The following is a 13,886-nucleotide window of genomic DNA, read 5'->3' as shown; positions in this document are numbered from 1 at the left end:
TTTACTAGTGTCAACCGAGGAAAATATAATCAACTGAGAAATACTACTAATATGTATTCCGCGGAACCCTTACGCTGCTTCGCGGGAGATAAGTGCGCGCCAACCTGACCCTTGCGCCCCCATCCGTGCCGGATACGCGGCTGTGTATCCGTGAAAGCTCCCGGGTCAGCGCAACCCTCGCCTGACCCCGCCGGTGAAATTAAGATGGGCAGGACGGGCTTGCGTCCGTGCGCGCGGAGAGAGAGATTCACCCTTCGATGGCAATTGAAACCCAACGCCCCACTATCGCCGAGATTGACCTCGGCGCGCTGCGCTCCAACTTCCGCGCACTGCGGGCCGTGGCCACGCACGGTGAGTTGATGGTCGTGGTCAAGGCCGACGCTTATGGGCATGGCGCGGTGACGGTGGCGCGCACCTTGATCGACGAAGGATGCCGTCATTTCGGAGTCGCCACGCTCGACGAGGCGCGCGAACTGCGCGAGGCGGGAATTCGCACGCGCGTGTACCTGCAGGCGGGCTTCTTCGCCGAGCAGGTGGCCGAGATTGTCGCGCTCGACTTGACGCCGTTTGTCTTCGCCGCCTCCATGATCGGACTGCTCGACCGCGCGGCCGCATCGGCCGGCCGGACAGACTTCCCGATTCACGTCAAGATTGACAGCGGCGCGACGCGGCTTGGAGTGATGCCGGCGGATATTCCCGATGTCATCGAGGCGGTCCGGGCCGCATCTGCCGTGCGCCTGGAGGGCGTGTGCACGCTGCTGGCCAACGCCGGCGACCCAAAGAGCCCAATCACCGACGCGCAACTCCGCGTCTTTAATCACGCGATCGATACGATGAAGGCGGCCGGCATGAAGCCTTCGATCATCCACGTTGCAAATTCGGCGGCACTGGTGCTGCGCCACGACTCGCATTTCAACCTGGCGCGGCCCGGACTGGCGATCTACGGCCTGCCGCCGGTGGCCGCCGTGCGCGAGCGCGTCGAGCTGCGGCCCGTCATGGCGTTCAAGACTCGGCTGATGCAGATCAAGCGCGCGCCGGCTGGAAGCGGCGTGGGCTACGGGCATACCTTCGTCGCGCCGCGCGAAAGCCTGATCGGCGTGCTGCCGGTGGGCTACGCCGACGGCTACCGCAGAGGGCTGCAACACGGCGGCGAAGTGATAGTGCGCGGCGCGCGCGCGCCGGTGGTCGGCGCGGTCTCGATGGACCTGACGACGATCGACATCACCGACATCGCGGGCGCGTCGGTTGGCGATGAGGTAATCTTGTGGGGGGAATCGGGCGGGGAGACTATCAGCGTGAACGATGTCGCGCGGCTGGCGCAAACAATTTCGTACGAGATGCTTTGCACGGTCGGCAAGCGGGTGCCGCGCGTCGTTCGTAGTTAGTTGCGTAGCTGGATGCGGAGCTAGACGGCAATGAGCAGTGACAGGGTAGTGATCAGACGCGCGCTGATCGGCGTCGCGGACAAGGCGGGGGTGGCCGAGTTTGCCAAGGCGCTGGAACGGCACGGCGTGGAAATAGTATCGACCGGGGGCACCATGGCGGCTCTGGAAGCGGCCGGCGTCAAAGTCAGATCGGTCGAGAGTTTCACCGGCTCGCCCGAGATGCTCGACGGGCGCGTCAAGACGCTGCATCCGAAGATTCATGGCGCAATCCTCGCGCGGCGCGGCGACGAGAGTCATCAGCGGCAGATGCTGCAGCATCGGCTCGAGCCGATCGACCTGGTAGTCGTAAATTTCTATCCATTCGAAAAAACCGTCGCGAAGCCCGGCGTGAGTCTTGACGAAGCGATCGAAAATATCGACATCGGCGGACCCACGCTGGTGCGCGCGGCGGCGAAGAATCACGGCGACGTCGCCGTCGTGGTCGATGCTGCGGACTACGCCGCCGTCGCCGCCGAGCTCGACTCGCACCAGGGCGCGATCACCGCGGACACGCGATGGCGCCTGGCGCGCAAGGCATTCGCGCGCGTGACCGCGTACGACGCGGCAATCTCAAATTATCTCGGCACGCATGCCGGCGGCGGCGCCGACTCGCCTCTCGGCGAGACCTTCAGCCTTGCGCTCGAGCGCGAACAGGCGCTGCGCTACGGCGAGAATCCGCATCAGACCGGCGCGCTGTACGGCCGCTTCCTCGAGATCGCGCATCAGCTTCACGGCAAGGAGTTGTCGTTCAACAACGTGGTCGACATCAGCTCGGCGATGAACCTGATGCTGGAGTTCGAGGGCGAGCGGCGCGCGGTGGTGGCGATCCTGAAGCACAACACGCCGTGTGGCGTGGGGGTTGCCGATACGCTCAAGGGCGCGTGGGACAAGGCGTTCGCGACCGATCCGGATTCGCCGTTCGGCGGTATAATCATCGCGAACCGGCCGTGGGACATGGCGTTCGCGCGCGCCGTCGATGAATTATTCACCGAGGTGCTGATCGGCCCCGCGTATCCGGACGAGGTGATCTCGTTCCTGCGCAAAAAGAAAAATCGTCGCGTGATGACCTTCAATCCGGCCGCGGTGGACCGCAACGAGCTTGACGTCAAGAAGGTGCTCGGCGGATTGCTGGTGCAGACTCCGGACCTGGCGATCGAAGATCCGCGCGAAGCCAAAATCGTGACGCGGCGGCGGCCCACCGACGCCGAGATGCGCGCGCTCACGTTCGGAATCAAGGTCTGCAAGCATATCAAGTCCAACGCGATCGCGTTCGTCGCGGAAGATCGCACGCTCGCGGTCGGCGGCGGCGCAACCTCGCGGATCGATCCGGTATACGCCGCGCGCGAGAAAGCGGCGCGGCTCAAAGTCGCGCTCGAAGGTTCCGTGCTCGTCTCCGAAGCGCTGTTTCCTTTTCCCGACGGCCCGACGCTCGCGGCCGAGGCAGGCGCGACGGCGATCGCGCAACCCGGCGGCGCCGTGCGCGACGATGAAGTGATCGCGGCGGCGGACAAATTCGGGCTCGCGATGGTCTTCACGGGGGTGCGCCACTTCAGGCATTAGGTGCGCGCCGGGCGATGAAAGTACTGGTTATAGGCAAGGGCGGGCGCGAGCACTCGCTGGTATGGCGGCTTCATCAGAGCCAGACCGTGCAGAAGATATTTTGCGCGAGCGGAAATCCGGGGATCGATCAGATCGCGCAAGCGGTGCCGATCGCCCCGACCGACGTTGCCGCGCTGGTGGAATTCGCGAAGTCGAACGCGGTCGATCTGACCGTGGTCGGTCCGGAAGATCCGCTCGCCGCCGGCATCGTCGATCGGTTCACGCACGCGGGACTTAAAATATTCGGGCCGACCGCGGCCGCGGCGCAGCTCGAAACCAGCAAGTCGTTTGCGAAAACGATCATGCGCGAGGCGGGCGTGCCCACCGCCGGTTTCGCCGCATTCGACGACGCCGAGTCCGCGCGGCGTTATGTGAAGGCGCGCACGGGACCGATGGTCGTCAAGGCGGACGGGCTCGCGCTTGGAAAGGGCGTGGTCATCTGCCACGACGCGAAGGCGGCGCTGGATGCGATCGATGATGCGATGGAGCGGCGGCGCTTCGGAGCGGCGGGCAATCGCGTGATCGTCGAGGAGTTTCTCAGCGGCGAGGAAGTTTCATTTTTCGCGCTGTGCGACGGCGAAAACGCGATCCCGCTCGGCACCTTTCAGGATCACAAGGCGGTCTTCGACGACGATCGAGGTCCCAACACCGGCGGGATGGGCGCGTATTCGCCGGTGCCGCAATTCGGCCCCGAGCTAGAGGCGCGCGTGATGCGCGAGGTGGTCGCGCCGACCCTGGCGGCGATGAACGCGCGCGGAAATCCGTTTCGCGGGCTGCTGTTCGTGGGATTGATGATCGACGGGGAACGAATCAACGTGCTCGAGTTCAACGTCCGCTTTGGCGATCCGGAATGCGAAGCGCTGATGATGCGGCTGGACAGCGACCTGGCGCAGAACCTGCTCGCTGCCGCCGACGGAAAAGTCGCCAATGCGGCGATCAGGCTCTCGCCCCGCAGCTCGGTCGCGATCGTGCTCGCGTCGGGCGGATACCCCGGTGACTACAAAAAGGGAATTGCGATCAGCGGGCTCGATCGGCTCGAAGGCAACCTCCCCTCGGACATCAAGATCAAATGGGCGATGCGCCGGATTCGGGTAAAGGTTTTCCATGCGGGCACCGCGATGCGCGACGGACAATTGGTGACCGACGGCGGCCGCGTGTTGACGGTGACCGCGATGGCGCCGGAGCTGGCGACGGCGGTCGATGCCGCGTACCAAGCGGCCGAAATGATCGAGTTCGAGGGACGTCATTTCCGCCGCGACATTGCTCGCCGCGCACTCGTGCACGCTACGAGCGGCGGCGCCGGTTCCGTATAATCGCCGTCGCAGGAGTCTGATCGTCACTTGTCGCGCTCATCGCCAACCACGCCAAAAAAGCCGCCCGCCCGCGCCGCGGTGTTTGGGCTCGACGATGGAATAGCGGCGTTGAAGGCGGGCGAGCTGGTCGTCTATCCGACCGAGACGTTCTACGCGCTCGGCGCCGACGCGTTTTCATCCACCGCGCTGCGCCGCCTGTTCCGAGTGAAGGGCCGCGAGCCGGGACGTCCGGTCGGATTGATCGCGGCGGACACTGCGATGGCATTTTCGGTGGCGCGCGAAATACCGATCGATGCGCGGCGGCTCGCCGGCGCATTCTGGCCGGGACCGCTGACAATCGTTTTGCCGGCGCGCGAAGACCTGGCGCCGGAGCTGACCGGACCCGACGGCGTCGGTGTGCGCGTATCGCCAAATCCGGTGGCACGCGCACTCAGCGCGGCAATCGGGCGGCCAATCACGGCGACCAGCGCAAACCTGGTCGGGAAGGCGCCGGCCACCACGCTCGACGAAGCGCGCGCGGAGCTGGGCGGAAAAGTTAAAGTTTACCTTGAAGGTGGAAAACTGCCGGCGTCGGCGCCCAGCACGGTCGTCGCGGTCAAGGAAAGCGAGTGGATAATGGTGAGAATTGGAGCGATTTCGGAAGATCAGATCGCGGCCGCGCTGGCGGGAGACGCACTGAAATGAGCGCGCTCGGCAAACGGATCGAGCCATTTCGCGCGCTGATGTATAATCGCCAAATTGCCGGTGAACCGGCGCTGGTCGTGGCGCCCCCGTACGATTTGATCGGCGCGGCGCGGCAGAAACAACTTTACGAACGCAGCCCGTACAACGTCGTGCGGCTCGAACTTGGCCGCGAAGCGGATCGCTACGGCGCGGCGGAAAAAACTTTCGCGGAGTGGCTGGCGGCAGGCGTCGTCGAGCGGTCGGCGCGACCGGCGATTTATCAATACACGCAGACCTTCAACGTCGAGGGCCGGATGCTTCATCGCACCGGATTTATCGCGCGAGTCCGCCTCGAGGAATTCGATCGCGGGCGCATCGTGCCGCACGAGCGAACATTTCCAGCCGCGAAGGAGGACCGTCTGCGGCTGCTGACCGCGCTTCAGGTCAACACCAGCTCGATCTTCTCGCTGTACTCGGGCACGCATCCCGAGCTCGACCGGTTGCGCGAGCAGGTGGCCGCGCGCGAGCCGCTGATCGATCTCGTCGATGACCTGGGGATCCGCAACGAGCTGCGGCCAATCGAGGCGGACGGCGAAGTCGCGGTCGTTCAGCGCGAACTCGAATCGCCCCGCTTGTTGATCGCCGACGGACACCATCGCTACGAAACCGCGCTGAATTATCGCCGCGCCCGGCGCCACGAGAATGCCTCCAGCGAGCCGCAGCCGTATGACTATACGATGATGACGCTGGTGGCGTGCGACGATCCGGGGCTGGTGATTCTGCCGACCCATCGGGTGGTGAAATCGCTGCCCGCCGACGCGATCGCGTCTTTCACGCGGCGCGCGCGCGAAGTATTCAATGTCGAGGAAATCGCGCATAGCGACACATTTCGCGCTCGCCTGGACGATTTGGGCGCTGGCGCAATCGGCGTGACGTTGAAGGGAAGCGCCAACTACTTAATCCTGCGGCTGCGCAGCCGCAGCGCGATGAAGGCCGCGATGCCCGACGCGGCCGACGAGGTTCGGCGCCTGGACGTGTCGGTTCTGCACGCGCTGGTGTTCGATCGAATATTCGGCCTCGGCCCAGGCGAGATTCGCAAAGGCGGAAACATCGAATACACGATCGAAATCGACGGCGCGCTCGGCGCAGTCGCGCAGGGACATGCCGACGGTGCGTTCCTGATGAATCCGCCGTCGATCCAGGACGTCGAGCGGGTGAGCGACGCGGGCGCGACAATGCCTGAGAAGTCGACTTACTTTTATCCCAAGCTGCTGACCGGCCTGGTGATGAATCCGCTGTTCGACGGCGAATGATTTCCGCCGGGCGCCATCGCGGTTAAATGACGAAGCGCCAAAGTCGCGGGTCGCGGTTGATCCTGGTTCGCCACGGCGAGACCGAAGGCGAGTCCAGCATCAGGTATCATGGCCGCACCGACGTGGCGCTGTCGGAACTCGGGCGCGCTCAGATGCGCCTGGCGGGCCGGGCGATCGGCGCGCATCGCAGGCACGGCGGAAATTTCGCGCATATTTTTTCCAGTCCACTCGTGCGTGCGTCTGAAGGCGCGCGAATCGTAGCTGGCGACTCGGCGCCGCTGATCACGATCGATGAATTCGCCGAAGTTCACTTCGGATTGTTCGAAGGACTCACCGCCGATGAGATTCGCGAGCGCTATCCCGACGAGTTCGCGCGATGGAACAACGATCGACTCGCGCCGGGCTACACCTATCCCGCCGGCGAGAGCCGCGCCGGCTTTGCCGATCGCGTCGAGCGCGGCCTGGAACGCATGCTGGCTCTATGGACGCCGCGCGCCGACTCGGAAGCTGACGACGCGCTGCTGATTGCGCATCGTGGGGTGATTCGCGCGATCGTGCGAAAGCTGACAAGCCAGGAGCCGGTGGTCGAGCTGGGATCGATTCAGGTCATCCGCTTCGACGGCGGTTGGCATCCCGAGCTGCTCGATCTGATCGATCATCTGGGTGGCTCCTGAAGCTCATACGCGGCGCAGCACGCCGGTCCAGCGGTAGCGGCATTTGTCCAGCGGCTTGGTGAATGACAGGTCGCAGTAGGCGGCGGCCATTTTGAACATTCCCGACGCCAGCGCCGCGAGTTCCAGCGTGGATGGGAGCGTGTAGCGCACCGGAATCAAATCGCGGGTGGTCACCGCGCCGGCGGGAAAGTTGATGGTGCATTCGAGTTCGTAGATCGAATGCAGCGGCGAGTGCCACGCAACGGGGCGATGGAACTCGCGGATGTCGAGTGCGACGCCGGCGGCGCGCGCGGTGCGTTCGCGCCACATCGTCCTGCGCGACACGCGCGCAATCGGATCCTGGCGATCGATGTCGATGCAGTACAAGCCGCCGCGCTTGAGCGCACGGCCGACAGATTTGAGATGCGAGAGCAGGCGGGAGTTCTCGACGATCACCGGAAATGTTTCGGACATGAAGATTGCGGCATCGAAGGGGCGCTCGGGGAGAGTGAACTTTTCGATTGGCCGGCGGTAGAAGCGAAGATTCGCAATTGCCTTCGCTTTGCGGCGCCCCGCCGCGATCATCGCCGCTGAACGATCGATTCCGACGACCTCGAATCCGTCATCCGCGAGCAGACGGCCGTGGGGTGAATCGCCGCAGGCGATATCAAGGACGCGGTGGGTCGGGCGCTTGCGATGGCGCTGCCAAACCCGTTGCAGGAAGATCACTTCGGCCGGAATTTCGCCGGGACTTTCCATATGCGCGCGGCGGAAGACGTCGGGATACTCGTAGATGCTCGGTTCCATCGGCGATGAGCGTACAAGCGGCGCGCCCGCAGGCCAATGGCGTTGCGCGGATGAATCGAGACTTGAGATTTCGCGGCCAACGGCGGGATAATGCCCGCGCGTCCGAGTTCCTCTGAACCACCGTTGACGGGAAAGCCACGATGAGCAAGCCGCTTGAGGGAATCAAGGTCGTCGAGATCGCGCAGGAAATCCAGGGGCCATTCGCGTCGCTGGTTTTGGCCGACATGGGCGCCGACGTGGTCAAGGTCGAGAACAAGGATACCGGAGATCTAAGTCGCTGGATGCTGGCCGCGCTGATTGGCGGCCTGAACGTCAAGAACGCGATGCTGTCGCATTACTTTATCGCGATGAATCGCGGCAAACGGAGCGTCACCGCCGACCTGAAAAAACCCGGCGCGATCGAGATGATCCGCCGGATGCTGAAATCGTACGACGTGCTCGTCACCAACTATCGGCCCGGCGTGCTGGACAGGCTCGGACTCGGCTACGACGAAGTGCGCAAAATAAATCCGCGGATCGTGTACGCGCAAGGCAGTTCGTGGGGACCGAAGGGGCCGTGGGTGGCACGGCCGAGCCGCGACACGCTGGCGCAGGCGGCCAGCGGCGTGATGGCGAAGACCGGAATGCCGGCCGACCCGCCCCTGCCGGCGGGAATGTTCATCGCGGATCATTCGGGAGCGCTGAGCCTGGCGAGCGGGGTTCTGGCGGCGCTGTTCGCGCGCGAGCGCAGCGGCGCGGGGCAAAAGGTCGACGCGTCGATCTACGGCACGATGATCGCGATGCAGGGGATGGAGATCAATTACACGTCGATCACCGGCCTCGAGCCCGAGCGCGCCGGCCGCGGGCATCAGTTCCTGCACGGGATTTGGGGCGCGTTCCCCACCAGCGACGGCCACGTCTGCATCGCGGGGGTGGACGAGCAGCGCTGGCCGTCGTTCTGCAGGATCGTCGGAATCCAGCACCTGGAGAAGGATCCCGAGTACTCGGACAACGTGATTCGTAATTTTCATGGCGACAAGATTCAGAAAGTGCTCGACGAGATCTTCCCGACCAGAACGACCGCGGAGTGGCTCAAGGAACTTATCGCCGCCGATATCCTGGCGACCGAGGTCGTCGATTACCGCGCGATTCTGAAAAACGAGCAGGCGCGCGTCAACGGATACCTGCTCGAACTCGACCATCCGGTGGCAGGCAAGGTGCTGGTGCCGGGCGCGCCGGTGACGATCAACGGCGAAGTTGCGGCCGCGGCCGAGCCTGCGCCCGAACTCGGGCAGCATACCGAGGAAGTGCTGCTCGAACTCGGCTACACGTGGGAGGAGATCGGCGCGCTGCGCGACAGCGGCGCCGTTTAAGGAGGAATCGACGATGACGGTACCGGCTAGAATCAGCATCGTGACGATAGGCGTCAGCGACCTTGCGCGGTCGACGAAATTTTACGAAGCACTCGGCTGGAAGAAATCGGCATCGTCGAGCGCGGCGATCAGTTTTTTTCGCACAGCGGGCGGCGTGCTGGCGCTCTACCCATTCGATTTGCTGGCCGAGGACGCGACGCTGCCGGCGCTACGATCACCAGGATTCGGCGGAGTCACGCTTGCGATCAACGTCGAGCGCGCCGAAGATGTGCAACCGTCGCTCGACGCTGCGGCGAAGGCCGGCGCGAAGATTCTGAAACCTGCCATGAACGCGGACTGGGGCGGAGTGTCGGGTTATTTCGCCGACCCGGACGGATACCCATGGGAGATCGCTTGGAACCCCCACTCATCGTTCAAGCCAGACGGCTCGCTGGATGTCCGGTGACTCGCGCAAAACTGGGCGCGTTGCAGTAAATCGCGCATGGCGGAGCGACACATCGTTGCCATCGGCGGAGGCGGATTCTCGATGGAACCGCGCAATCCAAAGCTCGACGATTTTGTGTTGAGCCTGGCGCGGCGTAAACGACGTCCGCGCGTTTGCTTCGTCGGAACCGCGAGCGGCGACAACGCCTCCTATATCAGGCGCTTCCATACAGCTTTTCCAGCGTCGCGGGCCGCCGCGACCCATCTCGCTTTCTTTGAGCGAACAGTTGGCGACCTCAAATCATTCGTGAGGGATCAGGACGTTATCTACGTGGGTGGCGGCAGCAGCGCGAATATGCTCGCAGTGTGGCGCTTGCATGGACTCGACAAAGTGCTGCGCGCGGCCTGGAACGCGGGGATCGTGATGGCGGGTATCAGCGCGGGCGCAATTTGCTGGTTCGAAGACGGCCTGACAGATTCGTTCGGCATGCCGTTTCGTGGCCTCAATGATGGGCTCGGATTTGTGCGCGGTGCGTGCTGTCCGCATTACGATAGCGAGAAAGAGCGGCGGCCGGTGTTGATCCGGCTGATCAAGCGCGGATTCCTGCCGACGCTCGCGCTCGATGACGGCGCCGCGGCGCATTTTGCCGGAACGCGGCTCGAGGAAGTCGTTTCATCGCGGCCAAAAGCGCGCGCGATGCGCATCGAGCTCAGCAGGGGTGCGGTAGTCGAAAGCGCGCTTCCAGTGCGGTACCTCGGCTGACGGGTTGATGAGGAGCAACCGTCGGCGTTGGCAGGGGTGTCTGTCCCGGAGTTGCGCGTGACAAGCCGGGCCGGCCTGCTCTAGAATGCCGGACTTCCACTAATGCGGTGAGGTTTGAGTCGATGGCGGCATCCACGGAAATCGCAGAGATCAAGGCGCGCGAGATTCCCGACTCGCGCCGAAACCCTACGATCGAAGTTGACGTGCGGCTTCGTGGCGGCGCGCTCGGGCGCGCCGCGCTACCGGCGGGCGGGAAATCGTGATGGCCACGCGACCGCCGGTTGCAGCGCTGGTGATTTTCGACGGATGGGGAGTCAGCAAGAGCAGCGCGTCAAATGCGATCGCCGCGGCGAAGACTCCGGTGATGAACCGGCTCTACGCGACGCAGGCGCGGACCTCGCTCGACGCGTCGGGCGAGGCGGTGGGCCTGCCGCCGGGCGTGATGGGCAATTCCGAAGTCGGGCATCTCACTATCGGCGCGGGCCGCGTCATCTACCAGGACTTGATGCGAATCACCAAAGCGATCGAGAGCGGGGCTTTCGCGCGCAATCCGACGCTGACCGATGCGATAAAAAAGACCGTCGCGAACGGCACCACGCTGCACATCTGGGGACTGCTTTCCGACGGGAGCGTGCACAGTCATATCGATCATCTGATGGCGTTGCTCGACGCCGCCGCGCCCAATGGCGCGGGCCGGATTGCGGTTCACGCGGTGCTCGACGGGCGCGACAAGCCGCCGCGCTCGGCGCTTGAGTTTATCGACCAGCTCGAAGCGAAGCTGAAGCAGCTTGGACGCGGGCGAATCGCGACGGTCACGGGACGCTACTACGCGATGGATCGCGACAAGCGATGGGAGCGAGTCGAGCGGGCGTGGCGCGCAATCGTTGAAGGCGATGGAGCGGCCGCGCCGAGCGCGCGCGCGGCGGTGGAGAATTCGTACGCCGCCGACAAGAGCGATGAGTTCGTCGAGCCGCACGTGATCGGAGAGCGAACGCCGATGGCCGACGGCGATCAGGTCATCTGCTTCAACTTCCGCGCGGACCGGGCGCGCGAACTGACAGCCGCGATCGCGCTGAGCGAATTTTCCGGCTTCCGGCGTTCGCGCATCCCGAAAGCCGGCTACGTGTGCATGACCGAGTACGACCGCTCGTTCGCACTCCCGCTGGCGTTTGGTCCCGAAGACGTGCGCAACACGCTCGCCGAGGTGCTGGCGCATGCGGGGCTCAGGAATTTGCGCGTCGCGGAGACCGAGAAATATGCGCACGTCACGTATTTCCTCAACGGCGGCGTCGAGAAGCCGTTCCCGCTCGAAGAGCGCGCGCTGATTGCGTCATCGAAGGTCGCGACCTACGACCTCGAGCCGGCGATGAAGGCGGCGGAAATCGCAACCCGGGCCGCCGCGGAAATCGAAGGCGGCAAGTTCGACGTGATCGTGATGAACTTCGCCAATCCCGACATGGTCGGGCATACCGGCAAGTTCGAGGCGACGGTGGCGGCGGTCGAGGCGGCGGACGCGGCGTTGGGCGTGGTGATCGAGGCGATTGCAAAGCGCGGAGGCGTCGCGCTGGTCACGTCGGATCACGGCAACGCGGAATTTATGGCCGATCCCGCGACCGGGCAGGCGCATACCGCGCATACGACGAATCCGGTGCCGCTGATTCTCTACGATCCGAAATTCAAAGGGCGGCTGAAGGACGGTGGGACGCTGGCCGACGTGGCGCCGACGCTGCTCGGGATGCTCGAAGTGAAAGCGCCGGCCGAGATGACGGGGCGCGATTTGCGGATCGCGGCATGAAGGAAGAATCACCTGCGCGGTGGGCGGCAGGGGCTGACCCCTGCACCGCAGTGAGAAGACGCGAAAATCTGCGCAGCGCATCTTTTCGCGACTACGCGATGCAAGAACCGTTGGCACGGGAGGCCAGTATTAAGAGACCGCGCGCGACAACGGGGCGCGATTTGCGGAGCGAGACTGCGCGCTGATCGGGTCGCGGTGCGCAGCGCGAATTACGGCGCATTTTGCGAAACAGGGGTTATTTCTTAGGATCCAGAGGCCAACGTTTCACGTGAAACGTTTTTAGTTCAGGAGAACGAAACACGAACAGTCCGGGATCGCTGCGCTTCGATGCGATCACAGCAGGGTGCTGAGAGACGAACACTGGCGAATGTCTCAGCTATCTGAGAACGCCGCCAGCGAGACTGAGCAGTTGAAATTTTCATTCGCTAGGGACCGGAACCATCTTCATGGTCATCGGGGGATGATAGGTGCGCGGTTTCGGACCTACCGTTAGCGTCAAGACCTCTTCGTCTTTTGCTCCTGGGGGCAAGCCGCCACCACCCCACTGTTCAATCGTGACATCGCCCTGCTTCAGCGCATCCCTAAGCAGCGCATCTGTCTCGGGATTTTTGGGGTCAGGACGCAGTCTTCTTTTGTTAATCTCATCGATCAGCCGCTGTGATCGTCCAATCTCAAGTCTCAAGCCCTCAATTTTGGGTATTGGATTTGTTAATACGTTCCAAAAATTCCAGAGTTGTTGTTGCGTTATTGGTGAGGTCGGTGTGCTAGCCACCTGTTTGCGTAGGTCCTCCGCTGGGTCGGGACAATTGTCTATTGTCCAGCCCCCATTGAATACTGCCGTCCTGATTTGATTGGTGTACTCAGCCGTTTCGCTATCAAAATTGTCGTAACAGAGAATAAGGGTATGGGCCGGAAAATTCTGTAAGTACTTCGAGATTGCCTCAATTTTGTTCGGTTCTATATGGCGTGGCATTACATAGTGATCTAGATCAGCCCGAAGCATCTTCAGTTGGCCGCCTAAGTCAGAGTAAAAGATTGCCACCCGATTGCTCAAATCCTCGTGAAACGACCGCTCCTCGTTGTTCATGGCTGCAAGTTCATCGACTATTTGCCGTCTCTGCAAAAGGGTGACACAAAACATATAGAGCCACACTACAAAAATCATCGCGAGCCAATATCTGAAATCTAGGGCTACGGTTTCTACAGATACAACGAACCGCTCGGGCATGCGGAATTTGAGTCGCCCCCAAAATGCTCCGCCGAAGAATATTGCGGTGCCGCCGATCCAAAACCCGATGACAACAAGATGGCTAGGCTGCTCAACGAAGATGAGCCACTCAAAACCTGCGCCAATCATGAGGGCACCGAGAGCTTCGAGAAAACGTCCGACGGGTTTGTCGGTATTCGTGGAATCCATGCGTTTCCCCCTAAAAGTTCCTCTTGGGGGTATCGTATTGCGCGTGACGGCTACCCGACAACTGCGCGCGCTGGCGCGCGAGATCCCTCGGCTTCGCTCGGGATGACACAAAAAATAAAACGGCGGCAGAACCTGCACCCTCACCTACCGGCCGCAAGGCGGCCGGCCGCCGTGTGCCCGTGGCACCTCCCGTGAAATAACGGGCGAGGTAAGACTCGTGTCATTCTGAGCGAAAGCTGCTGAAGCGAAGAATCTCGTCGGACGCTCCGGCGTCCGGCGCTAGCTATGCACGGCTCCCTGACAGAGAGGGGCAAGATCCGGGATTCTTCGCTTCGCTCAGAATGACACAAAAAAGGAGCGCGGC

Annotated in this window: 13 protein-coding genes; 11 read left to right on the top strand and 2 right to left on the bottom strand. The window is 63.0% G+C overall.

Translation table 11 applies throughout. The features are described 5' to 3' along the window. Nucleotides 1-257 precede the first annotated feature (257 nt). The 6 genes from alr to ABSB13_RS10625 are packed head-to-tail and all read left to right on the top strand — an operon-like array spanning nucleotide 258 to nucleotide 6,986. Nucleotides 258-1,385, top strand: coding sequence for an alanine racemase (gene alr, locus ABSB13_RS10650; protein ID WP_428108028.1), 1,128 nt, complete (start codon nucleotides 258-260; stop codon nucleotides 1,383-1,385). Nucleotides 1,386-1,415: 30 nt separating this feature from the next. Further along, nucleotides 1,416-2,984, top strand: a complete 1,569-nt coding sequence (gene purH / locus ABSB13_RS10645; protein ID WP_428108025.1) for a bifunctional phosphoribosylaminoimidazolecarboxamide formyltransferase/IMP cyclohydrolase — start codon at nucleotides 1,416-1,418, stop codon at nucleotides 2,982-2,984. A gap of 14 nt (nucleotides 2,985-2,998) precedes the next feature. Then, nucleotides 2,999-4,336, top strand: a complete 1,338-nt coding sequence (gene purD, locus ABSB13_RS10640; protein WP_428108023.1) for a phosphoribosylamine--glycine ligase — start codon at nucleotides 2,999-3,001, stop codon at nucleotides 4,334-4,336. A 27-nt stretch (nucleotides 4,337-4,363) separates the two neighbouring features. Then, nucleotides 4,364-5,020, top strand: a complete 657-nt coding sequence (locus tag ABSB13_RS10635; RefSeq protein WP_428108020.1) for an L-threonylcarbamoyladenylate synthase — start codon at nucleotides 4,364-4,366, stop codon at nucleotides 5,018-5,020. Then, complete coding sequence (locus ABSB13_RS10630; protein WP_428108019.1) at nucleotides 5,017-6,312, top strand: DUF1015 domain-containing protein; 1,296 nt, start codon at nucleotides 5,017-5,019, stop codon at nucleotides 6,310-6,312. Before ABSB13_RS10635 ends, ABSB13_RS10630 begins: the two co-directional genes overlap by 4 nt. Nucleotides 6,313-6,338: 26 nt before the next feature. Beyond that, the gene (locus ABSB13_RS10625; RefSeq protein ID WP_428108017.1) at nucleotides 6,339-6,986 is read left to right on the top strand and encodes a histidine phosphatase family protein; all 648 of its coding nucleotides are present in this window, start codon (nucleotides 6,339-6,341) and stop codon (nucleotides 6,984-6,986) included. 3 nt (nucleotides 6,987-6,989) lie between these two features. On the opposite strand, the gene ABSB13_RS10620 is transcribed toward ABSB13_RS10625, so the two are convergent. Next, on the bottom strand, nucleotides 6,990-7,772 hold the full coding sequence (locus ABSB13_RS10620; RefSeq protein WP_428108014.1) for a class I SAM-dependent DNA methyltransferase: 783 nt from the start codon (nucleotides 7,770-7,772) through the stop codon (nucleotides 6,990-6,992). 140 nt (nucleotides 7,773-7,912) lie between these two features. On the opposite strand from ABSB13_RS10620, the gene ABSB13_RS10615 reads away from it, so the two are divergent. The 5 genes from ABSB13_RS10615 (at nucleotide 7,913) to gpmI (ending at nucleotide 12,105) form a co-directional block, all read left to right on the top strand. Beyond that, entirely contained in the window at nucleotides 7,913-9,124 is a 1,212-nt protein-coding gene (locus ABSB13_RS10615; protein ID WP_428108012.1) for a CaiB/BaiF CoA transferase family protein, read from the top strand. 13 nt (nucleotides 9,125-9,137) lie between these two features. Beyond that, a complete protein-coding gene (locus ABSB13_RS10610) occupies nucleotides 9,138-9,569 on the top strand; it encodes a VOC family protein (RefSeq protein ID WP_428108009.1) in 432 nt (143 codons plus the stop codon). Nucleotides 9,570-9,605: 36 nt separating this feature from the next. Next, the gene (locus ABSB13_RS10605) at nucleotides 9,606-10,310 is read left to right on the top strand and encodes a Type 1 glutamine amidotransferase-like domain-containing protein (protein ID WP_428108008.1); all 705 of its coding nucleotides are present in this window, start codon (nucleotides 9,606-9,608) and stop codon (nucleotides 10,308-10,310) included. A 122-nt stretch (nucleotides 10,311-10,432) separates the two neighbouring features. Further along, the gene (locus ABSB13_RS10600; RefSeq protein ID WP_428108007.1) at nucleotides 10,433-10,573 is read left to right on the top strand and encodes a hypothetical protein; all 141 of its coding nucleotides are present in this window, start codon (nucleotides 10,433-10,435) and stop codon (nucleotides 10,571-10,573) included. Continuing rightward, nucleotides 10,573-12,105, top strand: coding sequence for a 2,3-bisphosphoglycerate-independent phosphoglycerate mutase (gpmI, locus tag ABSB13_RS10595; RefSeq protein ID WP_428108005.1), 1,533 nt, complete (start codon nucleotides 10,573-10,575; stop codon nucleotides 12,103-12,105). Before ABSB13_RS10600 ends, gpmI begins: the two co-directional genes overlap by 1 nt. A 418-nt stretch (nucleotides 12,106-12,523) precedes the next feature. Here the strand turns inward: gpmI and ABSB13_RS10590 are convergent, their stop codons facing one another. After that, the gene (locus ABSB13_RS10590; protein ID WP_428108004.1) at nucleotides 12,524-13,522 is read right to left on the bottom strand and encodes a hypothetical protein; all 999 of its coding nucleotides are present in this window, start codon (nucleotides 13,520-13,522) and stop codon (nucleotides 12,524-12,526) included. Between the last annotated feature and the right edge of the window lie 364 nt (nucleotides 13,523-13,886).

This window comes from Binatus sp. (SeqCode) (assembly GCF_050013435.1).
In the GTDB taxonomy this organism is placed as follows: Bacteria; Desulfobacterota; Binatia; order Binatales; family Binataceae; genus Binatus.
The sequence above is the reverse complement of the archived record's forward strand: the minus strand, read 5'-3'. Positions and strand labels throughout refer to the sequence as shown.

Excerpts from the sequence above, each read along its gene's own strand:
- alr (WP_428108028.1), top strand. The coding sequence starts at position 258 with ATGGCAATTGAAACCCAACGCCCCACTATCGCCGAGATTGACCTCGGC.
- purH (WP_428108025.1), top strand. The coding sequence starts at position 1,416 with ATGAGCAGTGACAGGGTAGTGATCAGACGCGCGCTGATCGGCGTCGCG.
- purD (WP_428108023.1), top strand. The coding sequence starts at position 2,999 with ATGAAAGTACTGGTTATAGGCAAGGGCGGGCGCGAGCACTCGCTGGTA.
- ABSB13_RS10630 (WP_428108019.1), top strand. The coding sequence starts at position 5,017 with ATGAGCGCGCTCGGCAAACGGATCGAGCCATTTCGCGCGCTGATGTAT.
- ABSB13_RS10625 (WP_428108017.1), top strand. The coding sequence starts at position 6,339 with ATGACGAAGCGCCAAAGTCGCGGGTCGCGGTTGATCCTGGTTCGCCAC.
- ABSB13_RS10620 (WP_428108014.1), bottom strand. The coding sequence starts at position 7,772 with ATGGAACCGAGCATCTACGAGTATCCCGACGTCTTCCGCCGCGCGCAT.
- ABSB13_RS10615 (WP_428108012.1), top strand. The coding sequence starts at position 7,913 with ATGAGCAAGCCGCTTGAGGGAATCAAGGTCGTCGAGATCGCGCAGGAA.
- ABSB13_RS10610 (WP_428108009.1), top strand. The coding sequence starts at position 9,138 with ATGACGGTACCGGCTAGAATCAGCATCGTGACGATAGGCGTCAGCGAC.
- ABSB13_RS10605 (WP_428108008.1), top strand. The coding sequence starts at position 9,606 with ATGGCGGAGCGACACATCGTTGCCATCGGCGGAGGCGGATTCTCGATG.
- ABSB13_RS10600 (WP_428108007.1), top strand. The coding sequence starts at position 10,433 with ATGGCGGCATCCACGGAAATCGCAGAGATCAAGGCGCGCGAGATTCCC.
- gpmI (WP_428108005.1), top strand. The coding sequence starts at position 10,573 with ATGGCCACGCGACCGCCGGTTGCAGCGCTGGTGATTTTCGACGGATGG.
- ABSB13_RS10590 (WP_428108004.1), bottom strand. The coding sequence starts at position 13,522 with ATGGATTCCACGAATACCGACAAACCCGTCGGACGTTTTCTCGAAGCT.